General features: G+C 55.7%; 21 protein-coding genes. 10 read left to right on the plus strand and 11 right to left on the minus strand.

The features are described from left to right. Nucleotides 1-175 precede the first annotated feature (175 nt). The gene (gene hrpA / locus EDF78_RS16190; protein ID WP_133823483.1) at nt 176-4,051 is read left to right on the plus strand and encodes an ATP-dependent RNA helicase HrpA; all 3,876 of its coding nucleotides are present in this window, start codon (nt 176-178) and stop codon (nt 4,049-4,051) included. Nucleotides 4,052-4,126: 75 nt separating this feature from the next. On the opposite strand, the gene EDF78_RS16195 is transcribed toward hrpA, so the two are convergent. The 5 genes from EDF78_RS16195 to rstA all read right to left on the minus strand — a co-directional run bounded on the left by EDF78_RS16195 (nt 4,127) and on the right by rstA (nt 10,189). Next, the gene (locus EDF78_RS16195) at nt 4,127-5,008 is read right to left on the minus strand and encodes a serine protease (RefSeq protein WP_095921924.1); all 882 of its coding nucleotides are present in this window, start codon (nt 5,006-5,008) and stop codon (nt 4,127-4,129) included. Nucleotides 5,009-5,346: 338 nt separating this feature from the next. Further along, nucleotides 5,347-5,775 carry an acid resistance repetitive basic protein Asr gene (gene asr, locus EDF78_RS16200; protein WP_095921925.1) on the minus strand — a complete coding sequence of 143 codons (429 nt, stop codon included), beginning with the start codon at nt 5,773-5,775 and terminating at the stop codon, nt 5,347-5,349. A gap of 877 nt (nt 5,776-6,652) precedes the next feature. Then, complete coding sequence (locus EDF78_RS16205) at nt 6,653-8,134, minus strand: carboxypeptidase M32 (protein ID WP_119827110.1); 1,482 nt, start codon at nt 8,132-8,134, stop codon at nt 6,653-6,655. Next, nucleotides 8,118-9,461 (minus strand): two-component system sensor histidine kinase RstB, encoded by a 1,344-nt coding sequence (gene rstB, locus EDF78_RS16210; RefSeq protein WP_133823484.1) that lies wholly within the window; start codon nt 9,459-9,461, stop codon nt 8,118-8,120. The genes EDF78_RS16205 and rstB overlap by 17 nt, the downstream gene beginning before the upstream one ends. After that, nucleotides 9,458-10,189 carry a two-component system response regulator RstA gene (rstA, locus tag EDF78_RS16215; RefSeq protein ID WP_133823485.1) on the minus strand — a complete coding sequence of 244 codons (732 nt, stop codon included), beginning with the start codon at nt 10,187-10,189 and terminating at the stop codon, nt 9,458-9,460. The genes rstB and rstA overlap by 4 nt, the downstream gene beginning before the upstream one ends. A gap of 283 nt (nt 10,190-10,472) precedes the next feature. Between rstA and EDF78_RS16220 the strand changes: the two genes are divergently transcribed. Beyond that, complete coding sequence (locus EDF78_RS16220) at nt 10,473-10,892, plus strand: hypothetical protein (RefSeq protein WP_095921929.1); 420 nt, start codon at nt 10,473-10,475, stop codon at nt 10,890-10,892. A 65-nt stretch (nt 10,893-10,957) separates the two neighbouring features. On the opposite strand, the gene EDF78_RS16225 is transcribed toward EDF78_RS16220, so the two are convergent. From EDF78_RS16225 to EDF78_RS16235, 3 genes are read right to left on the minus strand one after another with little or no spacing between them, the layout of a single operon-like run. Beyond that, nucleotides 10,958-12,193 (minus strand): cytochrome c, encoded by a 1,236-nt coding sequence (locus EDF78_RS16225; RefSeq protein ID WP_095921930.1) that lies wholly within the window; start codon nt 12,191-12,193, stop codon nt 10,958-10,960. Beyond that, nucleotides 12,190-13,953 carry a GMC family oxidoreductase gene (locus tag EDF78_RS16230; RefSeq protein WP_133823486.1) on the minus strand — a complete coding sequence of 588 codons (1,764 nt, stop codon included), beginning with the start codon at nt 13,951-13,953 and terminating at the stop codon, nt 12,190-12,192. Before EDF78_RS16230 ends, EDF78_RS16225 begins: the two co-directional genes overlap by 4 nt. A gap of 15 nt (nt 13,954-13,968) precedes the next feature. Then, complete coding sequence (locus tag EDF78_RS16235; RefSeq protein WP_095921932.1) at nt 13,969-14,718, minus strand: gluconate 2-dehydrogenase subunit 3 family protein; 750 nt, start codon at nt 14,716-14,718, stop codon at nt 13,969-13,971. 348 nt (nt 14,719-15,066) lie between these two features. On the opposite strand from EDF78_RS16235, the gene EDF78_RS16240 reads away from it, so the two are divergent. After that, nucleotides 15,067-16,575 carry a YchO/YchP family invasin gene (locus EDF78_RS16240; RefSeq protein WP_133823487.1) on the plus strand — a complete coding sequence of 503 codons (1,509 nt, stop codon included), beginning with the start codon at nt 15,067-15,069 and terminating at the stop codon, nt 16,573-16,575. 48 nt (nt 16,576-16,623) lie between these two features. Here EDF78_RS16240 and EDF78_RS16245 read toward each other — a convergent pair whose 3' ends face one another. Further along, nucleotides 16,624-17,349, minus strand: a complete 726-nt coding sequence (locus tag EDF78_RS16245; protein WP_119827104.1) for a pirin family protein — start codon at nt 17,347-17,349, stop codon at nt 16,624-16,626. A 153-nt stretch (nt 17,350-17,502) separates the two neighbouring features. On the opposite strand from EDF78_RS16245, the gene EDF78_RS16250 reads away from it, so the two are divergent. The 4 genes from EDF78_RS16250 (at nt 17,503) to EDF78_RS16265 (ending at nt 21,409) form a co-directional block, all read left to right on the plus strand. After that, entirely contained in the window at nt 17,503-18,408 is a 906-nt protein-coding gene (locus tag EDF78_RS16250; protein ID WP_133823488.1) for a LysR family transcriptional regulator, read from the plus strand. A 139-nt stretch (nt 18,409-18,547) separates the two neighbouring features. Next, entirely contained in the window at nt 18,548-19,315 is a 768-nt protein-coding gene (locus tag EDF78_RS16255; RefSeq protein WP_133823489.1) for a phytanoyl-CoA dioxygenase family protein, read from the plus strand. Between the two features lie 81 nt (nt 19,316-19,396). After that, nucleotides 19,397-20,245 carry a helix-turn-helix domain-containing protein gene (locus EDF78_RS16260; RefSeq protein WP_095921937.1) on the plus strand — a complete coding sequence of 283 codons (849 nt, stop codon included), beginning with the start codon at nt 19,397-19,399 and terminating at the stop codon, nt 20,243-20,245. 105 nt (nt 20,246-20,350) lie between these two features. Further along, nucleotides 20,351-21,409, plus strand: coding sequence for an NAD(P)-dependent alcohol dehydrogenase (locus EDF78_RS16265; RefSeq protein ID WP_095921938.1), 1,059 nt, complete (start codon nt 20,351-20,353; stop codon nt 21,407-21,409). Between the two features lie 67 nt (nt 21,410-21,476). Here EDF78_RS16265 and EDF78_RS16270 read toward each other — a convergent pair whose 3' ends face one another. Both EDF78_RS16270 and EDF78_RS16275 read right to left on the minus strand, forming a co-directional pair. After that, nucleotides 21,477-22,406 carry a DMT family transporter gene (locus tag EDF78_RS16270; protein ID WP_119827097.1) on the minus strand — a complete coding sequence of 310 codons (930 nt, stop codon included), beginning with the start codon at nt 22,404-22,406 and terminating at the stop codon, nt 21,477-21,479. Continuing rightward, the gene (locus EDF78_RS16275) at nt 22,403-22,990 is read right to left on the minus strand and encodes a TetR/AcrR family transcriptional regulator (RefSeq protein WP_119827095.1); all 588 of its coding nucleotides are present in this window, start codon (nt 22,988-22,990) and stop codon (nt 22,403-22,405) included. Before EDF78_RS16275 ends, EDF78_RS16270 begins: the two co-directional genes overlap by 4 nt. Before the next feature lie 203 nt (nt 22,991-23,193). Here EDF78_RS16275 and EDF78_RS16280 point away from each other — a divergent pair, with 203 nt between their 5' ends. The 3 genes from EDF78_RS16280 to EDF78_RS16290 all read left to right on the plus strand — a co-directional run. Then, the gene (locus EDF78_RS16280) at nt 23,194-23,625 is read left to right on the plus strand and encodes a CopD family protein (RefSeq protein WP_131692741.1); all 432 of its coding nucleotides are present in this window, start codon (nt 23,194-23,196) and stop codon (nt 23,623-23,625) included. A 175-nt stretch (nt 23,626-23,800) separates the two neighbouring features. Continuing rightward, nucleotides 23,801-25,843, plus strand: a complete 2,043-nt coding sequence (locus EDF78_RS16285; protein WP_133823490.1) for an FUSC family protein — start codon at nt 23,801-23,803, stop codon at nt 25,841-25,843. Nucleotides 25,844-26,072: 229 nt separating this feature from the next. After that, nucleotides 26,073-26,437: DUF6531 domain-containing protein (locus EDF78_RS16290; protein ID WP_208294480.1), on the plus strand; the 365-nt coding region annotated here is incomplete at its 3' end.

A 26,437-nucleotide genomic window follows, 5' to 3' on the forward strand; every position in this document is an offset into this window, starting at 1 on the left:
ATTTTTTTGAACAACTTGAAATCCGGTCGCAAAATCACCCGTTTTCAGCATCTTCAATACCTTGTGTTAACATAGACACAAGCAGGCAAGGCGTGAACCTTCCTCATCCCCCATTCAGATTCAGCTGGCGCAGATGATTTGCTCTCCGGCTGACATGCAACAAGGAATTCCGATCGTGAAATCACCGCTCGCGGCATTATCAGCGCAGTTAGACGGGCTGATGCTACGTGACCGGCAACGCCTGCAACGTCGTTTGCAGGGTGCCAGAAAGTTGGATAAACCCGACGCACTCGACGCGTTAAGTGCCGAAATCCAGACCGCTATCACCGAGAGCCTGAAGAAAGTCAGTGCCCGTGAAGCCTCGCGGCCAAAAATCAGCTATCCGGAAAACCTGCCGGTCAGCCAGAAGAAAGACGACATTTATAACGCTATCCGCGATCACCAGGTGGTGATTGTGGCGGGCGAAACCGGCTCCGGTAAAACCACGCAGATCCCGAAAATCTGTATGGAACTCGGACGCGGGATCAAAGGCGTGATTGGTCATACCCAGCCGCGACGTCTGGCGGCGCGCACCGTCGCTAACCGTATCGCCGATGAGCTGGATACCACGCTCGGCAACACCGTCGGTTATAAAGTCCGTTTTAACGATCAGGTCAGTGAAAACACGCTGGTGAAGCTGATGACCGACGGTATTCTGCTGGCGGAAATCCAGCAGGACCGCATGCTGATGCAGTACGACACGCTGATCATCGATGAAGCGCATGAACGCAGTCTGAACATCGACTTTATTCTCGGTTATCTGCGTCAGTTATTGCCGAAACGCCCGGATCTGAAAGTCATCATCACCTCAGCGACGATTGATCCGCAGCGTTTCTCGCGCCATTTCAATAATGCGCCGGTCATTGAAGTCTCCGGCCGGACGTATCCGGTTGACGTGCGTTATCGCCCGATTGTCGATGACGCCGACGATGTGGATCGTGACCAGTTACAGGCGATTTTCGACGCCGTCGATGAACTGGGTCGCGAAAGCATGGGCGACATCCTGATCTTCATGAGCGGGGAACGTGAAATTCGTGATACCGCGGATGCGCTGAACCGTCTGGATTTGCCGCATACCGAGATTTTACCGTTGTATGCGCGCCTGTCGAACAGCGAACAGAACCGCGTATTCCAGTCGCATTCCGGCCGTCGTATCGTGCTGGCGACCAACGTCGCCGAAACCTCGCTGACCGTGCCGGGCATTAAATACGTGATTGACCCCGGCACCGCGCGTATCAGCCGTTACAGCTTCCGAACCAAAGTGCAGCGCCTGCCGATCGAGCCGGTATCACAGGCGTCGGCCAACCAGCGTAAAGGGCGTTGCGGACGTGTGTCTGAGGGCATCTGTATCCGTCTGTATTCGGAACAGGATTTCCTGTCTCGCCCGGAATTTACCGATCCTGAAATCCTGCGCACCAACCTGGCGTCCGTCATTCTGCAAATGACCTCGCTGGGGCTGGGCGATATCGCCGCATTCCCGTTTGTGGAAGCGCCGGATAAACGCAACATTCAGGACGGCGTGCGTCTGCTCGAAGAACTGAACGCCATCAATAATGCCGTCGATGGCCGTTATACGCTGACACCGCTTGGCCGCCAGCTGGCGCAGTTGCCGGTGGATCCGCGTCTGGCACGCATGGTGCTGGAAGCGCAGAAAAACGGCTGTGTGCGGGAAGTGATGATCATCACCGCCGCGCTGTCGATTCAGGATCCGCGTGAACGACCGATGGACAAACAGCAGGCGTCCGATGAGAAACATCGTCGTTTTGCCGACAAGGATTCTGATTTTCTGGCATTTGTGAACCTGTGGGATCACCTGAAAGTTCAGCAGAAAGAGCTGTCTTCCGCACAGTTCCGCAAGCTGTGCCGCAGTGATTTCCTCAACTATCTGCGCGTTCGCGAGTGGCAGGATATTTACACCCAGCTCCGTCAGGTGGTGAAAGAACTTGGCCTACCGGTGAACAGTGAACCGGCTGAATATCGCGAAGTTCACTGCTCGCTGCTGACCGGCTTGCTGTCGCATATCGGTCAGAAAGATGTGGATAAACAGGAGTATACCGGCGCGCGCAACGCACGTTTTGCCGTCTTCCCTGGCTCTGGGTTATTTAAAAAACCGCCAAAATGGGTGATGGTCGCCGAACTGGTGGAAACCAGCCGTTTGTGGGGGCGTATTGCCGCGCGTATCGAACCGGAATGGATTGAGCCGCTGGCGAAGCATCTGGCGAAAAGCAGTTACAGCGAGCCGCACTGGGAAAAAGCACAGGGCGCGGTGATGGCGACGGAAAAGGTCACGTTGTACGGCCTGCCGATCGTGGCCGCGCGTCGGGTGAATTACGGCACGATTGATCCGGTCGTCTCACGCGAGCTGTTCATCCGCCATGCGCTGGTGGAAGGCGACTGGCAAACGCGCCATGCGTTCTTCCGCGCTAACCTGCGTCTGCGTACCGAAGTGGAAGAGCTGGAACATAAATCCCGTCGCCGCGACATTCTGGTCGATGACGAAACCCTGTTCCTGTTCTACGAACAGCGTATCGGGCAGGAAGTGGTGTCGGCACGGCACTTTGATACCTGGTGGAAAACGCAGCCGCAGGACAGCCTGAACTTTGAAAAAAGCATGCTGATCAAAGAGGGCGCGGGCAATATCAGCGCCCATGATTACCCGAATTTCTGGCATCAGGGCAATCTCAAACTGCGCGTGACGTACCAGTTTGAACCGGGGACGGATGCTGACGGCGTGACCGTGCATATTCCGCTGCCGCTGCTAAATCAGGTGAGCGAAGAGGGCTTTGACTGGCAGATCCCGGGGATCCGCCGCGAGCTGATCATGGCGCTGATTAAATCCTTGCCTAAGCCGGTACGTCGTAATTTTGTGCCTGCACCGAATTACGCCGATGCCTTGCTGGGCCGCATCAAACCGTTTGAGATGCCGCTGCTGGATGCCATGGAAAAAGAGCTGCGCAAGATGAGTGGCGTGACGGTGTCACGTGACGACTGGCAGCTGGAACAGGTGCCGGATCATCTCAAAATGACCTTCCGCATCGTTGACGATAAAAACAAAACGCTGCGGGAAGGCAAAGATCTGAACGCACTGAAATCCGGCCTGAAAGAGCAGGTGCAGCAGACGCTTTCCGCCGTCGCGGATGACGGCATCGAACAGCGCAACCTGCATGTCTGGAGTTTTGGCACCTTGCCGGAACGTTATGAGCAAAAGCGCGGTGGCTACGAAGTGAAAGCCTATCCGGCGATTGTCGATGAGAAAGACAGTGTGGCAATCCGTCTGTTCGACAGCGAACTCGAACAGCAACAGGCAATGCTCACCGGGATGCGGCGTCTGCTGTTGCTCAACATCCCGTCGCCGGTCAAATACCTGCACGAGAAGTTGCCGAACAAAGCCAAACTGGGGCTGTACTTCAATCCGTATGGCAAAGTGCTGGATCTGATCGACGACTGCATTTCCTGTGGCATTGACAAACTGATCGCTGAATCCGGCGGGCTGGTGTGGCGTGAAGAAGATTTCGCCAGACTGCATGAGCATGTGCGCGCCAATCTGAATGATACGGTGGTGCAAATCGCCATTCAGGTGGAGCAGATCCTGACGACTGTCTTCAGCATCAACAAGCGGCTGAAAGGGCGGATTGATATCACCATGGCGCTGGCGCTTTCTGACATTAAAGCGCAGATGTCCGGCCTGATTTATCGGGGGTTCGTGACGCAAAATGGCTGGAAACGTCTGCCGGATACCCTGCGCTATTTGCAGGCGATTGAACGCCGGATGGACAAACTGGCCATGGATCCGCACCGCGATCGTGCGCAGATGTTGAAAGTGGAAAACATCCAGCAGCAATGGCAGCAGTGGCTGAACAAACTGCCGCCGGTGCGTCAGCAAAGCGAGGACGTGAAGGAAGTCCGCTGGATGATTGAAGAACTGCGCGTCAGCTACTTCGCTCAGCAACTGGGCACACCGTATCCGATATCGGATAAACGTATTTTGCAGACTATGGAACAGCTGGTTTAACCGGTTCTCAACACGACAAAACCGCCTTATACGCTAAGGCGGTTTTTTTTTGCTCGCTAACGGTGATTCTGTGGGTTACTGAGCGGGCGCCGTCACCGGGCCGCTGGCGCTGATCACGCCGGAAGACAGGGTGTTCAGGGCGTCGCGGATGGCCGGAACGGCCAGTGCGCGGTTATCGGCCAGATACCGGTCCTGCGCGGCAGGTGCGGAACTCTGAATGGCCACCAGAGACCAGCCGTCGGCGTTTTTCAGCAGCAGCGGGGAACCGCTATCACCAGGCAGCGTATCGCAGCGGTGGGATAACACGCCGGGTTGCGCCCAGCCGGTTACCAGACAATCCTGATGCACATACAAATCATCAAGATGATCTTCCGGATAACCCGCCTGTGTCACTTTTCGGCCTTCCTGTTTCAGCACCGCAGTCAGATCATCACGTGATCCTTCCCATAACGGTAGCGGCCTGATAGGTAACGCCAGTTTTTCGTCGGTAAGGCGGATCAGCGCAAAATCGAAGGGTGCGGCTTTTGGCGGCACGATCCAGCCATCACCATCGGCTTTCAGTTTTTTCCCGAGTTTTGGGTCAACCAGCGTTTGTAACGCGGTGATCTGATAGCGCCATTTCTGATGATGAGAAATAAAACGCAGGGCGATGACTTTGTCTATGTTGCCCGGCGGCGCCAGCACACAATGGCCTGCGGTAAGAGCCAGATGTTTGGAAATCAGGGTGGCGGTGCATAAATTGCCGCTCTCCGTCTCAATCTGACCAATAGCCTGCCACGGCCAGCGGGACGTTGCCGCGACCGGCGTGCGCTGATCATGACCAAAAAAGAGGGCCGTTTTTTCTTTTACGCTGATGGAAGGTGCGTCGGTATCTGCATCATCCGGGGAATCTGCATGAACAAGTGGACTGACGGTAAAACAGAAAAAGCACAAAAATAGCGGTAACGCGATGCGCATAACATTCTGACCTTGAAAACAGGGAGAACCCGAAAACCCGTTATTGTGGAATGATTATAGTCGGTTATCTTTCGTGTTGGATATATTTGTCTGATAACTCAATCTATTGAGCCGATGACGGGCGTCATCGCAGAACATTCAGAAGTAGAAGAACAGGGTGATCAGACCGCAGAGGATCAGGGAACACAGGGTGATTTCGAACAGGTAGCGGCGCAGCATCTTCCATCTGTACCTCAAGATAGAGAACCGGAGAAAAAAACACCCGGCGAACCGGGTGTCAAATCATCAGTCTTGATAATGGTGAGTAGATACGCTCACAAAGACGTCTTATTTACTTCTTATGCTGCTGGTGTTGCTTTCGCAGCCGGTGCAGCTTTCTTAGCATGTTTCACGTGTTTTTTAGCAGCCTGCGCTTTCTGAGCAACCGGAGCGGCTTTTTTAGCGTGTTTCACGTGTTTTTTGGCAGCCTGCGCTTTCTGAGCAACCGGAGCCGCTTTCTTAGCGTGTTTTACGTGTTTTTTAGCCGCTTGCGCTTTCTGAGCAACAGGTGCTGCTTTCTTAGCGTGTTTTTTGTGTTTCTTAGCCGCTTGCGCTTTCTGAGCGACTTTCTTGTGAGTCTTGTGTTTAGTCACGTGCTTGGCAGCAGGTGCCGGAGCAGCAGTTGTCGCAGCAGCGGCAGGTGCCGGAGTAGCGGTAGTTTCAGCAGCGAACGCGACAGAAGACAGGCCCATTGCAGCGGCTACAACCAGAGCTAATACTTTTTTCATGTTTAATTCCTCAAGAATCTTAGTTTATGTGTCCACCCCACTGCGGGGCCGGTATGGAGAATACTAGGCGCGTTAGATCAGGTTGTCCGTGAGTGATTGGTTTCGGCGTGTAACGGAATGTACAAAGGAGGGGAGGGTAATAAAATCAGGGGATTACGGGTGGTTTGGGGGGGGCGGGCGTCTTTCAGCTTCAGCTTTAACTTCAACTTCAACTTTAAAACCGTGGGCGTCGGCCCACACCGACCAGAGACCCGGTAACGCGCGGGCCTCTGGACTCCGCGCTTTTTTAACTGCGCGCTATCGCTGGACACTATGTTTCAGATACCACAGTGACAGGCTGGAAATCTTGCCGCTGCGCGGTGCCTTCTCTCGGTCTTCGAGCCACAGGTCTCGAAGCCGCTCCGTTCAGCAAGATTTCTGAATCGCCTCAGGCTTTTTTTAAAAGACAAAATCAGTAAGGTTGCGCAGTAGAAACTTAAGGCCGGTTCCAAAATCACGCCGGACGAGAGGTGGAAAACCGCGCGGTATTTTGCGCGGGTTGTAACCCGATGGGAGGGTACCGCGCAGCGGCGGGATTTTGCGGCTATCACATGACTTTCTGAAACATAGCCTTCAGCGGTAGCGCGCAGTGAAAGAGCCGGAGATTCTTAAGAGGCGCGGCGATAGGCGCCTCTTGAGGCCGGTGTGGGTGGCAACCCACGGTCTCGACCTTAAGGCCGGTGTGGGTGGCAACCCACGGTCTTGACCTTAAGGCCGGTGTGGGTGGCAACCCGCGGTCTTGACCTTAAGGCCGGTGTGGGTGGCAACCCACGGTCTTGACCTTAAGGCCAGTGTGGGTGGCAACCCACGGTCTTGACCTTGACCTTAAGGCTATTCCCTACAAGTATCGCCCTTCCAGATGCGCCCGGAAGAACGCCGGATTCAGTGTCTCGCCGGTGGCGTTTTTCATCAGCTGATCCGTCGTGAACCGGCTGCCGTGCTGCCAGATGTTTTGCTGCAACCACTGGAACAGCGCGGTCAGGTCGCCGCGGACGATGTCATCCTGCAAGGTCGGAATGGCTTTGTTGGCGGTCTGGAATAACTGTGCGGCATACATCGCGCCGAGGGTGTAGGTCGGGAAATAACCGAAGCCGCCGTCGGTCCAGTGAATGTCCTGCATGCAGCCGTCGCGGTAGTTACCGACGGTGTCGATGCCCAGATATTCCTTCATTTTACTGTTCCACAACGCAGGAATGTCGTCGACTTCAATCTCGCCTTCCATCAGGGCTTTTTCGATTTCGTAACGCAGAATGACGTGCGCCGGATAGCTCAGTTCATCGGCGTCAACGCGGATAAAGCCCGGCTGGACGCGCTGGTTCAGCTTCATAAAGTTGCTTTCGTCCAGTCCTTCACGATGGCCGAACTGCTCGATAACCAGCGGATACACCGACTTCAGGAACGGCTCGCTGCAACCCAGTTGCATTTCAAACAGCAGGCTTTGCGATTCGTGTACCCCCATGGAACGGGCGTTGGACACCGGCTGGCCGAGCCATTCTTTTGGCAGGTTTTGCTCATAGCGTGCATGACCGGTTTCGTGGATCACACCCATCATGGCGCTGAGGAATTCCTCTTCGTTGTAACGGGTGGTGATGCGCACATCCTGCGGAACACCGCCGCAGAACGGATGGGCGCTGACATCCAGACGACCGGCGTCGAAATTAAAGCCCAGACGGCCCATCACTTTCAGGCCAAGCTGGCGCTGTTTTTCGATGTCAAACGGGCCTTGCGGCGCGATGCGGGTTTCTGATTTTTGCTTATCGACTACGGTCTGTAACAGGTCCGGCAGCCAGGTTTTCAGGTCACCAAACAACACGTCGAGTTTTTGCGAGGTCATGCCCGGCTCGTATAAATCCAGCAGGGCGTCGTAACGGCTGATCCCGGCGGCTTCGGCGCGCAACCGGGCTTCCTGACGGCTCAGTTTCACCACCTCTTTCAGGTTATCCGAGAAACCTTCCCAGTCGTTGGATTTACGCTGAATACGCCACGCTTGCTCGCAACGTGCGCCCGCCAGTGATTTTGCCTGCACCAGACTTTCCGGCAACAGGGCAGCCTGCTGGTAGTGACGGCGCATCTCACGCAGGTTCGCCTGCTCCACGTCATTAAGTTGCTCGCCGCCTGCCTGCTCCAGCCATTCACCGACCTGTTTCGCGGTGAGGATCTGATGAGTCAGTACGCTCAGTTCCGCCAGCGCTTCCGAGCGGGCCTGCCCGCCCTCCGGTGGCATCATGGCCGCCGCATCCCAGCCTGCAATGGCCGATAAATGGCCGAAGCGGGATAAGCGGGCGAAGGTGTCGTGTAATTTTTTATATGCGATGGTCATTGTGGCTCCCTTCCTGATTTTCTTGATGAGGCTGTTCTGCAGCCAGATTAAATGTCGGTTTTACCGGCCAGCTGAAACGGATACTTGCCCCGCCGAGCGGGCTGCTGTCCACGGCGACGCATCCCTGATACGCGACGGCAATGGAATGCACGATCGCCAGCCCCAGCCCGCAGCCGCCGGTGGCGCGGTCGCGGCTCGGGTCAAGGCGGACGAAAGGTTCAAAAATACGCTGGCGTTCTTCCGGCGGAATACCCGGCCCGTCGTCTTCCACCTGCAGACAGGCCAGTTCGCCGTCCAGCCACAGGCTGACGCGCAGGGTTTCCTGCGAATAGCGCAGGCCGTTATTGACCAGGTTATCCAGCACGCGCTCCATCAGACGTAAGTCCACACCGCCGAAATCGCTGTTTTTCGGCGCGTCATAAAGAAGGGTGCGTTCGGTGATCAGACGGAAATCGTCAACTTTATCTTCCAGCCAGTCGGCCAGATTGACTTTTTCCAGATTCAGCGCCACCTGCGGGCGGTCCAGCCGGGCGTAGGTCAGCAGTTCGTCGATCAGCGCTTCAAGCTGACCGATATCGCGGTTAATGGCGTTTTGTTCCGACTCCGGCAGGTTTTCGCTGATCGCCAGACGGTAACGCAGGCGCACCAGCGGCGTGCGCAGCTCATGGGCGATGCCGTCGATCAGCAACTTTTTGCTGGCGACCAGTGTGCTGATGTTATCGGCCATCTGGTTAAAGGCCACGCCCAGCCGGTTCAGGCTGGACGTTGAGTCAAAATCGATACGTTCGTCGAGATGGCCGTTACCGAGGCGCAGCGCGGAATTCTCCAGCCGCAGCAAATCCTGCCAGTGCGGACGCATCCACAGGAAAACCGGCAGGGCGAGGGACAGTCCGATGAAGATCAGCAGCCCCAGATCCAGCAGCCGCATTTCGTGCATATAAAACAGATACGGGATCGGGCCGACCACCAGCACGTAATGGCTGCGCGGCACCCGCTGAATAAAGGTGTACTCGTTATCCAGAGCAATAATTTCGCCGTCTTTAAGACGCTGATCCAGCGCGGGACTCAGTTTGCGTTTACCGAGCGGTTCGATATGCAGTTTGAAAGACAGATTCAGATCCAGCGTATTGATGGTCTTGTTCCAGTCTTTGATCGGGATTTCCCGCAGCTCGCTGCGCATCAGATAGAGCGAACTTTTCATCAGATCGTTCATGGACTGACGGCCGGTGCGTTCTGCGGTGACTTTGTACACCAGCCCGACCAGCATCGCCATCACCAGAAAACAGACCAGCAGTAACAGAAAGAACTGGACGAAAAGTTTTCTCATTCGTGCAGCGACTCCCAGGCGTTAGGGGCGAACAGATAGCCTTTGTTGCGCACGGTCTTGATACGGAAAGGTTCGAGCGTGTTGTCGTAAAGTTTACGGCGCAGGCGCGAGATTGCCACGTCGATGCTGCGATCCAGCCCGTCGTAACTGACGCCACGCAGATTCTTCAGCAAGGCTTCGCGATCCATAATGCGCCCGGCGTGGGTGGCCAGTTCCCACAGCAAATCAAAGTCGGAGGTGGAGAGAACAATGGTTTCATCCACCAGCGTCACTTCGCGGTTAACCGGGTCGATACATAACTGGCCGAAGTGCAGGGCGTTACCGCTTTTCAGCGTCTGAACCGGTTGTTCGTTTTGTGCGCCCTGCGCCGGATTCTGGCGCAAGTGCAGACGCAGTCGGGCCAGCAGCACCGCTGGCGGGGTGGTTTTCAAAATGTAATCACTGGCGCCCATTTCCAGCGACAGAATGTGGTTCATGTCGCTGTCGAGCGAGGTCAGCAGCACAATCGGGCCGGGGAAAGTCGGGCGTAAATCGCGGCACAGCGTCATGCCGTCTTTGCCCGGTAACATGATATCCAGCAGAACCAGGTCGGGTTTTTCTTTCTCAATGCGCGCCTGCGCGGTATCGCCGCGCGGTTCAACCAGCACATCAATATCATGTTTACCCAGATAGGCGGCAATCAGGTTGCCGACTTCTGCATCATCTTCTACAAAAACGATTTTATTCATTGGCTTGCTGCTGTAAGAAATCCGGTGATTAGCATAGCGTGACACGCAGGGTGACGCTATCGCGCGAGCGTAATAGAACATGTCAGTTTTGCGAGATATTTTCCATAAACGGGAAATACTTTGGTCAAATTCTGAAATGTTGCCATTGTCAGTTTCCGTTACGGAAAGCACGGTAACTCACTGGCAAAGTGTCAGTGAATTATGCCATTATATAGGTGAATATCTTCGGCGTTACAGATTGATTTACTAATTGATTGGCCCTGACCAGGAAGAGGAAGAGGGGATGAATGAAAACCGCCTGGTACCCGATGCGCGCAGTCAGAAAGCATCCTTTGACTACATGGAATATTTGTCCGCATCCTGCAAAAAGAAATGGAGTTTTGTTGACGCCATTTATGGCGTGATGCCGTTCTTTGGCATGGTTCTGAAATCCCGTTCGAAAAAAGACAACTCTAAGCAGGAAGCCTTGCGCGCACTGGCCTTACAGGTGGTTTCCACGCAGGTCAGCGACGAGACCAATATTGTCCGCCTGATTGAGCTGGCCGAGCAGCAAAATATGTACTGCATTGATATCAACCTGCCGTACTCGCTGACCGAAGAACAGCTGACCGCTATTAAAGTGGAATGCAAACATCTGGTGCAATTAAGCCAGAATAATGATCATCTGTTAGTGCAGATTATGCAGATGCCTTCTCAGCATTGATGTCTGTGTGATGCATTCAAAATAAAGGCCGCTTTCGCGGCCTTTCTCATTTTTGCTATTTCTGCTTATTTTTTCAGTTCTTCACGTAAGTCTTTCACGTCTGAGGCCGACACCGGCGCGGCGGCATTTCCCCAGCTGTTACGGATATACGTCAGCACGTTCGCCACATCGGCATCGCTCAGGTTAGCGTCAAAGGACGGCATCGACGGTGCGGTAGGTTTGCTGTCGGTGGCGACCGGACGGCTGCCCGCCAGCACCACGCGGATAAGCGAGGTGGCGTTGGTCTGGTTGATCAGCGGCGAATCGGCCAGACGCGGGAACAGACCTTCCTGACCTTTACCGGCTGGCGTGTGGCACGCCGAACAACGGTCAGCATAGATATTCTTCCCGGCAATCATCGCTTTATCGTCGGCTTTCACCGCCGCCGGGGCGGTGTTGCCGCTGTCATGACCGCTGTCTTTCAGGTAGACCGCCACGGCTTTAAGGTCAGCATCCGTCCAGTGTTGCGACGAATTGGTGACTTCTTCCGCCATCGGACCGGAAGCGATATCGAAACGGTTAGATCCGGTTTTCAGATATTGCATCAGATCTTCCTGCGTCCAGTTGCCGACACCGGTGTGCTTGTTGCTGGTGATATCCGGCGCGACCCAGCCTTCCACCACGGCGCCTTGCAGGAACTCGCTGTCCTTGTCGCCGCCGATGATATTTTTCGGCGTATGACAGGTGCCGCAGTGCCCCAGACCTTCAACGATATACGCGCCACGGTTCCATTCCGCTGATTTATCCATCTGCGGTTTGAATTCGCCTTTGTTGAAGTTCAGCCAGTTCCAGCCCATCAGGCTGGTACGCACGTTGAACGGGAACGGCAACTGGTTGGTTTCCACTTCGTGATGCACCGGTTGCAGGGTTTGCAGATACGCCCAGATCGCGGCGTTATCTTCACGGGTCACTTTGGTGTAGGCGGTGAACGGCATCGCGCCGTAAAGACGTTTGCCGCCGTGGCCGATGCCTTCCGACATTGCGCGCTGGAAGTCGTCGAAGCTCCATTTACCGATACCGGTTTCTGCATCCGGCGTGATGTTCGCGCCGACCAGACGGCCAAACGGCGTTTCGATCGGGACGCCACCGGCGAAAGGTTTGGCATCCGGCGTGGAGGCCGTATGGCAGGCGGCGCAGTCGCCGACGGTGGCCAGATAACGGCCACGTTCAACCTGCTCGAAAGAGCCGTCACCCGCCGCGTGCGCCAGTCCGCTGACGGTCAGTGCCACCAGTCCGAGTGAGAATGACGTTAACTTTTTCATGCGATCATCTCTCCCGGTTTTTTCAGGTAATAATTACGGATCGCATGGGCGGCTTTGAACGCCAGTGCGCCGACGGTGCCGGTCGGGTTGTAACCGGGGTTTTGCGGGAACGCAGACGCGCCGACCACGAACAGATTAGGCACATCCCAGACCTGCAGATGCTTGTTGACGGAACTGGTGGACGGATCCGCGCCCATCACAAATCCGCCGACCACGTGTGAAGACTGATACGGTGTACCGTTCCAGTGGCCTTTCATCGGGTTAGCAACCAGCTGGCGCGGGTTCATTGCCTTGGCGATTTCAGCGACTTTACCGGTGCAATACGCGGCCATCTTCAGGTCGTTTTCCGGGAAGTCGAAGGTCACACGCAGCAGCGGACGACCTAAACGATCCTTATAGTTTGGATCGAGCGACAGATAGTTGGTTTTGGTGGTGTAGCTGCTGGCCTCACAACCGATCGACATCGAGCTGAGGTAGTTGGCGACCGTGGCTTTTTTCCACTCGCTGCCCCATTTCGGTGTGCCCGGCGGAACAGGGCGGTAACCGATCGGTGCGCCGCCGATTGGCGTGACGCGGATACTGCCGCCGCCAAAGAAGCCCAGACCGCTGTGGTCAAAGTTATCGTTGTTGAAGTCGTCGATGCCCATACCGACCGCACCTGCGCCGATAAACGGGTTAAAGTTTTTGTCATCGAAGAACAGCTGCACGCCGTTGGCCGTCTGATAGGCGTAGTTACGGCCCGTGGTGCCGCTCAAGGTCACCGGATCGTAGGGTTTGCCGATACCGGACAGCAGCATCAGACGCACGTTCTCAAAGGTAAATGCGCTGACGATCACCAGATCTGCCGGTTGTTCCCACTCGTCGCCGGAAGAATCGATATAGATCACGCCGGTGGCGCGTTTGCCGGTGGAGTCGGTCAGCACCTGCATCACTTCACAGTTGGTGCGGGCTTCGAAATTCTCCTTGCGGATCAGCGCCGGTAACACCGTGGTGATGGCGCTGGCTTTCGAATAGTTGGCGCAGCCGTAGTTGGTGCAGAAACCGCAGTAGGTACACGGCCCCATTTTCACGCCGAGCGGGTTGGTGTAAGGCTCGGAAATCAGCGAGGAGGGCACCGGGAAGGCTTTGTAACCCATGTTGCGGGCGGCTTCCGCAAACAGCGTCGGACCGTAAGGCTGATCCATCGGGCGGGTCGGATACTCAATCGAGCGCATCCCTTCATACGGGTTACCGCCTTCATGATGCTCGCCTTTGACGTTACTGGCTTTGCCGGATACCCCGGCCAGACGCTCGAAAGACGCATAATGCGGTTCCATTTCGTCCCAGTCGGTGCCCCAGTCCTGCAACACCAGTTCTTCAGGAATGGCGTTCGCGCCGTAACGTTCGGTCAGATGGCTTTTCAGGCGAAATTCATCCGGCTGGAAACGGAAGGTGATCCCCGCCCAGTGGTTGCCCGCGCCGCCGGTACCGTTGCCCGGATGGAAAGAGCCCCATTCGCGCATCGGCAATGCGGTTTGCGCCGGGTTGTTACGGATAGTGATGGTGTTCTGGCGGGTGCGTAACATCAGTTCCTGACGGGTGTTGTAACGCAGTTCGTCGGTGACGGTGGACACGTTGAAATCGCGTGCCGTATCGCGCCACGGGCCGCGTTCAATCGCCACCACGTTCAGCCCTTCGTCGCACAGTTCATTGGCGATGATGGATCCGGCCCAGCCGAGCCCGATCACCACCACGTCGGTTTTAGGTAATTTCTTTGCCATAGTGTTGTTCTGCCCTTAGCTTTTCATTTTCCATGCGTCGCCGCCGGAAATACTCAGCGGTTCGAGATCGAGTTTCTGATTGTGTTTGCCGACATATTCGCGGTAGTCGTAACGCGCGCCGGGGAAGCCGAGCATTTTCCACGACACCATATTGCGGTTACCGCCATAAATCGGGTCTGCAAAGAAACCTTCCATCGTGTTTTTCAGCGCAATGGCGAAGAAGAGTTTGGAATCGATCCCATCCAGGGCAATTTTTCCACTCTCCAGCCCTGACAGGATGTGGTCCTGCTGGTCGCCGGGCAGATCTTTGAACAACTTCTGATGCTGTGACTGGGTGTATTTATCCAGTGCGGCCAGCCCGAGCCGGTAACGCTGCTGCGGCACCAGCGGCGACTGGTCGCCTTGCTCGGGTGTGCCTTCCTGGAAAGGGCCTTGCATATAAAGGCGGGAGTAGGTGCCGTAAAATCCGGCCAGCTGACGGTCGATAAATACCGCGCATCCGGCATCTTTACCGCCGACGCTCAGGTTATCGGCGGGCACCAGACGATCAACAATCGCTTCCATGGCTGCGGCTTCGGCATCGGTGAAGAACGCCCAGCCGTCGGTTTCAATTTGCGGCGGCGGACTGGCGTCAAAGGGGCTCCACACGGGCGTGCCTTTGAGCGTCACCGCGTTGGCGGCTTTGGCGGCGCCCAGCACTGCGGAGGCTGCCGTGAACGAGAGAATCTGTCTGCGGGTCACGCCGGGCAAGGTTTTTTTGCTCATTTATGTTCCCTGTTTTTTTAAGCACTTTAAGGTCCGGACGCACTCTGCAAAACGCAGTCGGGTGGCGTCGGGATAATCGTTAACCTGCTAAGAATAAATGAAAACAGTCTGTAAAGATAAATGGTTCGTTTGTTAAAAATGTTATGAAATGTGTGTAAATAGTTTTTTGTTTTGTAATTTTAGATGGTTTTTTGTGATCTGTTGACAAATTACCCGCTGCATTCATCAGGGTAATGATTCTGCATATTTTCACTTCAGTAAATGATGTGTTTGACCGTTTGTGGCGTGAAGGTTGAATTATGGTGTTCGTCAGGTAAGATCAAACCTTATGGGTAAAATGTGTAAGGTATGATTGACGTCACAGATTTATTTCCGAATTTCATGAAGCGTCGTGCAGGCACCGTCTGCCTCTCCCTGTGTGTCGCAGCGGGAACGGCCTTTTATGCTGCAGGCGCCTGTGCGCTGACGGCAGAACCCACCGAATACGGCGTACCCGGTTATCACCTTTCCGGTTTCCTGCCCGCCAGTGATCAACACTCCACCTTTAATAACGGCATTGCGCCGCAGCCTGAGACGTTACCGAGCCTGGGCAGTCAGTACATCAAAACGGATAACGGCCCGTCGGCCACCGAAACCCGGCTTGCCACCACCCTGAAAGAGCTGGGAACCACCACGGCGGACAGCGACGATCCGTTGCGCGTGCAGGCAGAAACACTGGCGCTGAATCAGGCGGCGAAACTGGTCGAAAAGGAAAGCACCAGTTTGCTTTCGCCGCTCGGCACGCTCAGTACCTCGCTGGATGTCACCGGCCACAATCTTGACGGCAGCGCCGGTCATCTTTTCAGCCCGTTATACAATGCTGACAATAATCTGGTTTACAGCCAGATTGGGCTGGAGAACGCCACGGATGCGACGGTCGGTAATTTCGGTCTCGGTCAGCGGTTTAATACCGGCAAGTGGATGCTCGGTTATAACGCCTTTCTCGATAATGATTTCGACCACCAGCTGACACGCGGCAGTCTGGGCGCGGAAGCCTGGACCGATTACCTGCGTTTCTCCACCAATTACTATCATCCTTTTTCGTCTTACAAAGCGGACAGCAGCACGTCGGCACAACTGCGCCGTCAGGCGCGCGGTTACGACATCACCACCAAAGGGTATTTGCCGTTCTATCGCCAGTTGGGCGCCTCGCTGAGTTATGAGCAGTATTTCGGTAATCAGGTGGATTTGTTCGGTAACGGCACGCGGCAGAGCAATCCGTCGGCGGTGTCTTTTGGTCTTAATTACACGCCGGTGCCGCTGGTGACGGTGATGGCAGAACATCAGGCCGGGCAGGACGGGGATAATCAGGATCTGGTGAAACTGACGCTGAACTACCGGCTGGGCGTGCCGCTCAGTCAGCAATTGTCATCGCAAAATGTGGCCGCCGCACGTTCGTTACGCGGCAGCCGGTTTGATATGGTCGATCGCAATAATATGCCGGTGATGGAATTCAAACAGCGCAAAACCTTATCGGTGTTTCTGGCGACGCCGCCGTGGTCATTACAGCCGGGCGAAACCGTGCCGCTGAAACTGCAACTGCGGGCGCTGAATCCGGTGGTGGCGCTGAGCTGGCAGGGCGATACGCAGGCGCTGAGCCTGACGCCTCCGGCCAATAACCGGGATCCCGAGGGCTGGAGTGTGATTGTGCCGCAATGGGATGATTCCGCAGGCGCGACCAACAGCTATCGCCTGTCGGTGACGGTTGAAGACAGTAAATCGCAGAAAGTAACCTCGAACTGGATCACCCTGACCGTGTCGCCACCGCTGACCGCGCAGCCGCAATACAACAGCAATGACAGCGGGCTGAATTTCTGACAAAAAAAACGCCTTCCCCTGAACAAAAGGGAAGGCGTCATCATGACATTAACGTGCCGGATGATTCACTTCTACCGGACGCAAATCAAACAGTAATACTTCTGCCTGATCGCCGTCGGTGAACGTCAGTTTATCTTCCTGACGGATCCGCGCGCCGTCGCCGGTTCTGAATTCGATGCCGTTCACCCTGATGTTACCGCGTGCCACGTGAACGTAAGCGTAGCGGTCCGGGTCGAGGTCAAACGTGGCCTGTTCAGCACCGTCAAATAAACCGGCATAAATCTTCATGTCCTGACGCACTGTCAGCGAACCGTTGTCACCTTGTGGTGAAACAATCAGGCGGAACTGACCGCGTTTTTCCGCTTCTGACACAGACACCTGCTGGTAGCCCGGTTCGGTGCCATTTTCTGACGGCACAATCCAGATTTGCAGGAAATGCACCTGTTCGTCGCCGGAGTGGTTGAACTCACTGTGTGTCACGCCGGAACCTGCGCTCATCAGCTGCACATCGCCGGGGACAATCACCGAGCCGGTGCCCATGGAGTCTTTGTGCGCCAGTGCGCCTTCCAGCACATAGGAGATGATTTCCATGTTGCTGTGAGGATGCGCGCCGAAGCCGCGACCTGCTGCAACCTGATCATCGTTGATGACCAGCAGGTCTGAGAAACCGACCTGTTTTGGATCCCAGTAGCTGGCAAAAGAAAACGTGTGACGGGAATGCAACCAGCCGTGGTCACCTAAGCCGCGTTGTTCAGAGAGACGTTGTTCGATCATGGTGTACTCCTCAGTGTGTTTGGGAGGAAGTGCGTTTGCGCTTCCGATGAACAGAGAATACACGTAAACTAATTTGCTCAACAATACGGTTGAATGACTATCACTGTCACGTTTTGGTTGTCACTGGCGCGGCGATAAAAAGGAACGGATGAGATGCAGATAGAAGACCTTCGGATCTTTGTGGCGGTGGTAAAAGCCGGAAACTTTACGGCGGCGGCAGAACAGCTGTTGTTGTCGAAACAATATGTCAGCCGCCGGATGGCGTCGCTGGAGGCGGGATTGAACGCGCGGCTGCTCAACCGCAATACGCGAAAGCTGTCGGTGACCGAATCCGGTCAGGTATTTGCTCAGCACGCTCAGCGAATTCTCGATGATATTGAAGAGGCGGAGCGGGCGGTGTCGCCCGGCAAACAGGCGTTGCAGGGGTCGTACCGCATCAGCATTCCGATGTCGTTTGGGATCAGCCAACTTTCACCGCTGATTGCGGAGTTTTTAGGCCAGCATCCGGGCATTCAGTTTCAGGTGGAGCTGGTGGACCGTTATGTCGATCTGGTGGGCGAAGGCTTTGATATCGCGCTGCGTATCGGCAATCTGGCGGATTCCTCGCTGGTTGCGCGCAGGCTGGGCACCATGAAACGGGTGATTTGTTGCAGCCCCGATTACCTCAGCCGGAGGGGGACGCCACAAACGCCGGAAGATTTGCTCAGCCATCAGTGCCTGCGTTATGGCCGCGAAGGGCAGACCGGCTGGGAGCTGGAGCACAACGGCAAACGCAGGCTGTTCGAAGTGCGCGGGCCGATACTCAGCAATAACGGCGAAGTGCTGCGCGACGCCGCCGTTGCCGGACTCGGGCTGGTGCTGCTGCCGGAGTTTATCGTCGGCCCGGCGTTGCAATATGGCGCACTGGTGCGGGTGCTGGATGCGTTTCACCCCGGTGCGCTGGATCTGCACGCCATCTATCCGCAGCACCGCCAGCGCAGTGAGGTCACCCGGGTGTTTCTCGACTTTTTGCAGGAACGTCTCAAGGCGCAACTGCTGGTGTCAGCCGCCGAAAAATGACGGCGGTCACCGGGTTATCAGGCTCACACTTTTTTGCTGATCACACATAAATCCAGCATTTCGTAGGATTTGCATCGTTTTTTCCTATAAAAACTGCCGTACTTTTATGTTACGCGAACGTTAACTGAAAGGGCGAAAAATGAAACATACATCTGAACAGTATCTCGACGCACTGGGGGCAACGCAGCCACTGACCGCCGCACAGGCGGATGAGCTGGAGACCCGTGGTTACATTGTTATTCATGAGGTTATCGGCAAAGACTGGCTGGAAGATATGCGTGCGACCTTTGACGCGCTGGTGGAAAAAGAGGGCGATAATCTGGCTGTCGAGCACCATCAGGAAGCCACCGCGACCCGCATCGCCAACATGATTAACAAAGGCACCGTGTGGGAAAAAGTCTGGTCGCACCCGCTGATCCTCTCCGTCTGCCATCACATCTTCGGCGGCGCGTTTAAAGTCTCCAGTCTGAACGGGCGCGAGGCGCTGCACCGTGGCGGCCATCAGCCGCTGCACGCCGACTGGAAAAAGCCCCGTCCGGATTTCCCGAAAGTGCATCTGGTTAACGCCATTGTGGCGATAGATGATTTAAGTGCCGCCAACGGCGCGCCGCGCATTATTCCCGGCACCCATCACCGCCCGGAATTGCCGGAAGACGTGCTGGCTGACGTCGGGTTACCGCATCCCGATGAAGTGGTGTTTGAAGCGCCTGCGGGCAGCGTGATGATCTACAACGCCCACGCCTGGCACGGCGGCACCAATAACCGTATCGGCACGCGGCGCCGGGTGTTGCACAGTTTATATATTGATCGCGACGACGCGCAGCAGCAGGATCAGCGCAAATGGCTGAAGCCGGAAACGGCAGACCGCCTGACTCCCGCGCAGAAATGGTTGCTGGATGTTCTCTGAGTCAGCTCTCAACATGGAAAGCCTGGTCTGCGGATCAGGCTTTTTTTTGTTACGCTGAAAAGAAATAACGGAGAGACCGCTATGCTGCCAGACGTGATAGAAACACTCTTCCGGTCGGTTTCCGGCAGTGAGGCGTTCGCCATCCGGTTTCCTGATAATTCCCGGCCCGCGCCGGAACTGGCCAGTGTGGTCAGTTTTCCGCGCATAGAGTTTGTCGTTGAAGGCGAGGTGCATGACCGCAGCATCGTCCTGCATAACGGACGGCTGCGGCAGGGCGATGCACTGTATATTCCCGGCGGAAAATGGAACCTGACGCTGTGGGACAAACCCGCCATTTTACTCAGCATTCTGTTCAGCAAAGAAAAGCTCGGTTTCAGCCTGCAATTCTGGGACGGCGGCAAGTTTACGGATACCGATAAACAAAGTGTGCCGCGACTCGGCCCGCGCGTCGGGTCTTTTCTGTTGCAGGCCATGAATGAAATCGTCTCCAGTCCCGGCGATCAGCAAACCGCCCGGTGCATCGTGGCCGGGCTGTTGAGTCACTGTCAGGAGCAGTTAGCCAATCGGGCGCAAATCCTCACCCGCAGCGGCGCGCTGTTTGAAGTGGTGAAAAAATATATCGAAGAGAACGCCTCACTGCCGCTGACCCGCGAAAATGTCGCGAAGCGTTTTCACATCACGCCCAATTATCTGTCCCACCTGTTCCGTAAATCCGGCGATATTGGTTTCAGCGAATATTTAAATCATGTCCGGCTGGAAAGGGCGAAACTGCTGCTCAAAGGCTACGAACTGAAAATCAAAGAAGTGGCGACCAGCAGCGGGTTTGTCGACAGCAACTATTTCTGTCGCGTATTTCGCAAAAGCACCGCCCGTTCTCCTTCCGAATACCGCAGCCAGTGGCTGAGCCAGCTTCCCGACCGAAAATCCTGACCGGGCGTTGTGCAGGATCAGGCAAGGAATCAGGAGGTCTGTGGCTTGTGGCGGCGGCTTAAAAATCTATAGTAAATAGGTCATTAACGACTCAGGAGTTTACTGATGAAAACTGTTGGATTTGCGGCTTACGATCCTAAAAAACCGCTGGCCCCGTATGCGTTCGAACGCCGCGGCCTGCGTGATAACGATGTTGCAATGGAAATTCTGTATTGCGGCGTTTGCCACTCCGATTTACATACGGCAAGAAATGACTGGGGCTGGAGCTATTATCCGATTGTTCCCGGCCATGAAATTGTCGGCCGTGTGACGCAGACGGGTAAAGATGTCACCCGTTACAAAATCGGTGACCATGTTGCCGTCGGTTGCATGGTGGACAGTTGTCAGGAATGCGATCAGTGTAAAAAAGGTGAAGAACAACTGTGTCGTGAAGGGAACACCGGGACCTACGCCGGTTATGACCGTCACACCAAACAGCCTACGCAGGGCGGTTACTCCAAACATTTAGTGGTGCGCGAAGAGTTTTGTCTGCGTATGCCTGAAGGTTTAGATCTCTCCAAAGCCGCGCCATTGCTGTGTGCGGGTATCACCACCTGGTCACCGCTGAAAACCTGGAACGTCCAGCCGGGCAGCCGTGTGGGCGTGATTGGCCTCGGCGGTCTGGGCCATATGGCGGTGAAACTGGCGACAGGTCTGGGCGCGGATGTCACCGTGCTGAGCCGCTCCAATGCCAAAGAAGCCGATGCCCTGGCGCTCGGTGCAAACCGTCTGCTGGTCAGCGCAGACAGCGACGCGATGGCGCAGGCGCATGATCATTTCGATCTGATCATCGATACCGTGCCGGTCAAACATGACATCACGCCGTACCTGCCGTTGCTGGATGTGGATGGCACGCTGGTGATTGTCGGACAGGTCGGTGGAATGGAAGAATTTAACACCGTGCCGTTGCTGTTAGGCCGTCGCCGTGTGGCCGGTTCGCCAATCGGCGGGATCCGCGAGACGCAGGAAATGCTCGACTTCTGTGCCGAGAAAAACATTCTGCCGGATTGCGAAATGATCCGTATGGATGAAATTAACCACGCGTTTGAGCGTATGGAAAAGGCGGATGTCCGTTATCGTTTTGTGATCGATATGGCGTCGCTTGACGCGCCTGCGACCGCATAACGTTTGCCGTATCGCTAAATCAAAAGCGCGGAAATAGAAATGGCCAGAGGATGATCTGGCCATTTTTTTAGGGTTTCACCGAACGCAATACCGTCCTTCTTCTGAGCGGTACCGTGATGAAAATCAGACAGGCCACCACCAGACCGATACCGGTCCAGCCCATCGGCGGCAATCTTTCACCGACAATCACCACCGCCAGCACCGCCGCGACGGCAGGTTCCAGCAGGGTAATGGTGGTTGCCATACTGGCCGGAATACGCGCGAGGGCATAACCGAAGCAGACGTAACCGACAAACATCGGGACCAGCGCCATGTACGCACCGACGGCGGCATTGTTCCACGACGCCAGCAGCGGCGCACCGGTCACCAGCAGCACCGGCATCAGCAGCAAACCGCCAAGCCCGAAGGTCGCACCCATCGCCGCACGGGAAGGAATGCCGCGCTGCATCAGATGACGCGCCGCCCAGGAATAAAGCGCGTAAGTCAGTCCGGCAATCAGCCCGAGCACCACACCGGCAATCACGCCGTTGCCCTGACCGGCAGCCGCATGGCCGCCACTTTCCCCGATACACAGCAACAGCATCCCCGTTACGCCAATGGCAGCACCGGTCATCCAACGGCGGGTAAGACGTTGGCCGTCGAGGTAATATTCAATCAGCGCCGACAGCAGCGGGGCGGAACCGATAGAAATCACCGTGCCGACGGTGACACCGGCGAGATGCATTGAGGCGTAAAACGCCAGCGGATAGATGCCCACGGCCAGCGCACCGGTCAGCAACATACGCCCGTTCTGACGAAAAATGGCCCGGCTGGCGGCAATCCCCCGCAGGGAAATCAGCGCCTGTAACAGGCCGCCCAGTCCCATCGCCACTGCGCCGATCGCCAGCGGGCTGACATCGGGCGCAAAGGTGGCCGCTGTACCGGTGGTCCCCCACAATACCGAGGCAAAGACCACGGCGAGCACGCCGGTCATGCGTTCTTTTGGCGTGACGCTCATGCGCTCTCCATCATCATCGCGGCCATATCCATCGCCTGACGGACACAGTGACCGTTGCCTTCCAGACCGGCCCGCGAAATCGCCCCTTCGAGCAGGAAAGAAAAATGCCGCGCCATCAGCCGCGCTTTAGCCTCATCCTGCGGATACAGCGCCAGCAGATGGCCGGTCACGATCGCTTCCACGTGCTCTTTATGCCCGCGCACCGCCAGTCTGCCCGGCGCGCCGGCAGGCAGTTCCGCCGCGGCATTCAGCAACCCGCAGCCGCGAAAACCGCGCTCATAGGAAAATTCGGCGTGGTCGTCATAGGCCTGAAACACGGCGAGGACTTTTTCCTTCGGCGTGGACGCCTTTTCAACCCGCCGGGCATACAACGCCAGCCATTCGTCATGGCGGATTTCAATGTAAGTCGCCACCAGTTCGGCCTTGGATTCGAAATTGTTGTAGAGGCTTTTTTTGGCCACACCGGCGCGTTTAATAATGGCATCGATGCCCGTGGCGGCGATGCCATCGTTATAGAACAGTACCCTGGCGGCACCCAGCAGGCGGTCGCGGGCGCTTTCGGTGGAAGATCCTGAAGTGGACATGTTATTTCCCGTCGCAGATAAGTTGTCAGTAGGTATACCAGTCTACCTACTGCTTGTAAATCCTGAACCATTAAGAAAAAGTGACGCGTTACCCGTGCCTTTCGTGTGGGAAAGCGACATAATCGGCTAAAAGCCGTTGGCAGACAGCAGGTTGACGTCAGCAGGCACAGCAGCATTGTCGTTAAACTTCCGGAGGGGTAAACATGCTTCATGAGTGGCTTAATGCCTTGCATATCATTGCGGGGATACTGTGGATTGGCGGAATGCTGGCAATGGCGCTGGTGTGGGGCGCGTATTCACGCAGTGCAGGGGAGGCGGAAAGTGCCGGTCAGCGGGCGTTGCTCGACACCGTGCGCAAATGGAACCGCTGTGTCACCAGTCCGGCGATGATTTTGTTGTGGGTGGCGGGCATTGTGATGATTGTCAGCTACGGCAAATTCCCGCACGCCTGGTTGCTGATCAAAATGGTGGTGGTGCTGGTGCTCTCCGCGCTGCACGGCATGCTGTCCGGCAATCTGCGCAGACGCGCCAACGGCCAGCCGGTAAAAGACATGGCGCTGGTGCGCAACGCCAGCACCGTCATTGTGACCGGCGTGATCCTGATTGGCATTTTAGCGGTGATCCGGCCTTTCTGAATTTCGCTGCAGGAAAATATAATCCACGTGAATGCGTGGATTTTTTATGTAGCAAGCAACTGATTATACACAGTGATTAATAGTGAGGTATGTTTTGTTACAATCTTCAATCTGGTGGAACTTTTTGCACAGGGTAAACTGCCGTTTTGAAACACGCTGAGCTGTTGATTTAACGATGAAATGGTTAACAAAAAATGCGGTTTTGTTCTCGGTAAAAACCTGTATTGCAGCATTTTTAGCACTCTATATCGCGCTCGAACTCAATCTCGATAAACCGGCCTGGTCGATGGTGTCGGTGTATGTCATTTCACAGCTTTACTCGGCGTCAACCCTCTCCAAAGCCACGTACCGGTTTCTCGGCACGGTATTAGGCGGCGTTTTCATCTTTCTGGTCTATCCCTTTACGGTGACCGATCCGGTCCTTTTCAGCCTGAGCGTGTCGCTGTGGGTGGCGTTTTGTCTCTACCTTTCACTGCATGACCGCACGCCAAAAGGCTATGTGTTTATGCTGGCCGGATACAGCGCAGCCATCATGGGCTTTGCCGATGTCGATACGCCGCTGTCGATCACCTACACGGTGATTTCCCGCGTGGAAGAGATCACCGTGGCGATTGTTTGCAGCTCACTGATCCACATGCTGGTTTTCCCGGTGCGGATGCGCAACCTGCTGGAGAACAGCGTCAATAACTGGTACGAAAGCGCCAAAAAATTATGCAACGAACTGCTGACGGTGAATGCCAAAGGGCCGTCGCCGGAGCGGGAACATATTCTGGTGCAGATGGCGAATTACCCCGTCAGCGTCGAAGCGTTGATCACTCACTGTGTGTTTGAGGGCGATTCGGCCCGCCGTCTGATCCGTCTGGTGATGGCGCAATACCAGCACCTTTCCTATCTGATCCCGACGCTGACGGCCATCGAGAAACGCCTGAATTTGCTGGCCGAACAGGAAATTCCTTTCCCCGATTTTGTCTCGGCGACCTTCAGCCAGTTCCTGTTGTGGCTGAACAGTGCGGAACTCAGCGGCAACGCGCAGGGCATTCAGAACGAGATCCGCGCCTCGCAGGATAAAATTAAAACCCTGTATGAGAACGGCGACATGACGCCGGAGGAAGGGCTGTTATTCACCGGCCTGCTGGAGCGGTTACAGAATTTCGTGCACATCACGGAATCCTATTACGGCGTGACCGAGCGGGTCAGCCAGATCAGCAAAGAGAAAAAACGCGGCAAGCTGAAACTGCTGCTGCGCCGCCATACGGACGAAGGGATGATCATGCTGTCGGCGTTCAGCGCCTTTGCGGCGACGATGGTCGGCTGCCTGTTCTGGATCGGCACCGGCTGGCGTGACGGGGCGTCTGCGCCGATGATGGCGGCGGTCATCTGCTCGTTCTTTGCTTCGCTCGACAGCCCGATCGCCTCAATCAAAGTGTTTCTGAAAGGGGTGCTGATCGCCATTATTATCAGCGTGATTTATGCGGTGGTGTTTATTCCGATGGCGGTGACCTTTGAGTCGCTGATTATCTGTCTGGCGCCCGGCCTGCTGGCGCTGGGGCTGGTGATCGCCAATCCTTCCACCAACTTTATCGGCCTGATCATCGCCACCCAGATCCCCGGTTTTATTGGCATGAGCCACGATTTCAAACCGGATCTGCTGGTGATTGTGAACGCGGCGATTTCCACCATTGTCGGGATTGTGATTGCGCTGCTGACCACCGCCCTGATCCGAAACAAACGGCCTTCGTGGACCGCAAAACGTGCGCTGCGCAAAGGCATCAAGGAACTGTTGCAGTTCACCAGTGAGATCAAAATCAATGCCTCGTCACTGCTGGCGCGTCAGCAATATGTCGGCAGTATGCTGGACAAAGTGAACATTATTTTGCCGCGTAACAAAGTGGATCCGTCGCCGCAGGTGGCGCTGGGCGGCAACCTGATCACGGAAATCTGGCTGGGCGTGAACTGCTATGACTTCTACGCCCGCCATCAGGACATCCTCAAACATCACGCGCTCGGGACCGAGGTGCTGATGTTTGAGATCAATAAGTACATCAGGCACCGGCTGAAAAATATCTACATCGGCCCGCCGGATTCGCTGCTCAACGAACTGAATCAGGTGCTGTTGCGCCTCGAATCCCTGTGCCGCTCGGACATAGAACTGTTCACGCCGCTGTTTCATCTGTTCAATATCCGCATGGCGCTGTACCCGACAGCACGCTGGCCGTAAATTTGCTCATCATTACAGGTGGGCAAATTTTACGACCCCGGCTGCGTTTCGCTCAATGATTCTTCTCTTTGTGATCGCCCTCGCAGTTAGTTTTTTGGATCAGGTTTAACTTCGCCAAAAATCGCCCATCTATTTGATTTAAATATATTTACCAAAACTATGAATGCATTCCCGCACCATCTTCTGGTCAATGCTTTTTACTGACAGTTACCGTTAAAGGAATAACAACATGGCAGGACAACCCGCCGCCCGTCAGGGCGATGCCACGCAGTACGGCGGCCCGATAGTTCAGGGCTCCGCCAGCGTGCTGATTGGCGCGCCTTCCGGTATTGCCTGCTCGGTCTGTCCCGGCGGGCTCATAAAGGGCAATCCTGTCAACCCGTCGCTCGGCGCCAAGGTGCTGCCGGGCGAGACCGACCTGGCGCTCCCCGCCCCCGCCCCCCTGGTCATTCACCGCAGCTACAGCAGCTACCGCACGCCCACCCCCGGTCCGGCCGGACTCTTCGGCCCCGGCTGGCAGGGGGCGTTTGACGTCAGCCTGCAGGTCCGTCCCCGCGCCCTCATCCTTAACGACAACGGCGGCCGCAGCCTGCA

It is taken from the genome of Rahnella sp. BIGb0236, from assembly GCF_004364755.1.
GTDB classification, from domain to species: Bacteria; Pseudomonadota; Gammaproteobacteria; order Enterobacterales; family Enterobacteriaceae; genus Rahnella; species Rahnella victoriana.

Excerpts from the sequence above, each read along its gene's own strand:
- EDF78_RS16205 (WP_119827110.1), bottom strand. The coding sequence starts at position 8,134 with ATGACCATCGCATATAAAAAATTACACGACACCTTCGCCCGCTTATCC.
- EDF78_RS16220 (WP_095921929.1), top strand. The coding sequence starts at position 10,473 with ATGAATGAAAACCGCCTGGTACCCGATGCGCGCAGTCAGAAAGCATCC.
- EDF78_RS16195 (WP_095921924.1), bottom strand. The coding sequence starts at position 5,008 with ATGCGCATCGCGTTACCGCTATTTTTGTGCTTTTTCTGTTTTACCGTC.
- EDF78_RS16240 (WP_133823487.1), top strand. The coding sequence starts at position 15,067 with ATGATTGACGTCACAGATTTATTTCCGAATTTCATGAAGCGTCGTGCA.
- EDF78_RS16250 (WP_133823488.1), top strand. The coding sequence starts at position 17,503 with ATGCAGATAGAAGACCTTCGGATCTTTGTGGCGGTGGTAAAAGCCGGA.
- asr (WP_095921925.1), bottom strand. The coding sequence starts at position 5,775 with ATGAAAAAAGTATTAGCTCTGGTTGTAGCCGCTGCAATGGGCCTGTCT.
- EDF78_RS16285 (WP_133823490.1), top strand. The coding sequence starts at position 23,801 with ATGAAATGGTTAACAAAAAATGCGGTTTTGTTCTCGGTAAAAACCTGT.
- EDF78_RS16275 (WP_119827095.1), bottom strand. The coding sequence starts at position 22,990 with ATGTCCACTTCAGGATCTTCCACCGAAAGCGCCCGCGACCGCCTGCTG.
- EDF78_RS16230 (WP_133823486.1), bottom strand. The coding sequence starts at position 13,953 with ATGGCAAAGAAATTACCTAAAACCGACGTGGTGGTGATCGGGCTCGGC.
- rstB (WP_133823484.1), bottom strand. The coding sequence starts at position 9,461 with ATGAGAAAACTTTTCGTCCAGTTCTTTCTGTTACTGCTGGTCTGTTTT.
- EDF78_RS16265 (WP_095921938.1), top strand. The coding sequence starts at position 20,351 with ATGAAAACTGTTGGATTTGCGGCTTACGATCCTAAAAAACCGCTGGCC.
- EDF78_RS16280 (WP_131692741.1), top strand. The coding sequence starts at position 23,194 with ATGCTTCATGAGTGGCTTAATGCCTTGCATATCATTGCGGGGATACTG.
- EDF78_RS16255 (WP_133823489.1), top strand. The coding sequence starts at position 18,548 with ATGAAACATACATCTGAACAGTATCTCGACGCACTGGGGGCAACGCAG.
- rstA (WP_133823485.1), bottom strand. The coding sequence starts at position 10,189 with ATGAATAAAATCGTTTTTGTAGAAGATGATGCAGAAGTCGGCAACCTG.
- EDF78_RS16270 (WP_119827097.1), bottom strand. The coding sequence starts at position 22,406 with ATGAGCGTCACGCCAAAAGAACGCATGACCGGCGTGCTCGCCGTGGTC.
- EDF78_RS16225 (WP_095921930.1), bottom strand. The coding sequence starts at position 12,193 with ATGAAAAAGTTAACGTCATTCTCACTCGGACTGGTGGCACTGACCGTC.
- EDF78_RS16235 (WP_095921932.1), bottom strand. The coding sequence starts at position 14,718 with ATGAGCAAAAAAACCTTGCCCGGCGTGACCCGCAGACAGATTCTCTCG.
- EDF78_RS16260 (WP_095921937.1), top strand. The coding sequence starts at position 19,397 with ATGCTGCCAGACGTGATAGAAACACTCTTCCGGTCGGTTTCCGGCAGT.
- EDF78_RS16245 (WP_119827104.1), bottom strand. The coding sequence starts at position 17,349 with ATGATCGAACAACGTCTCTCTGAACAACGCGGCTTAGGTGACCACGGC.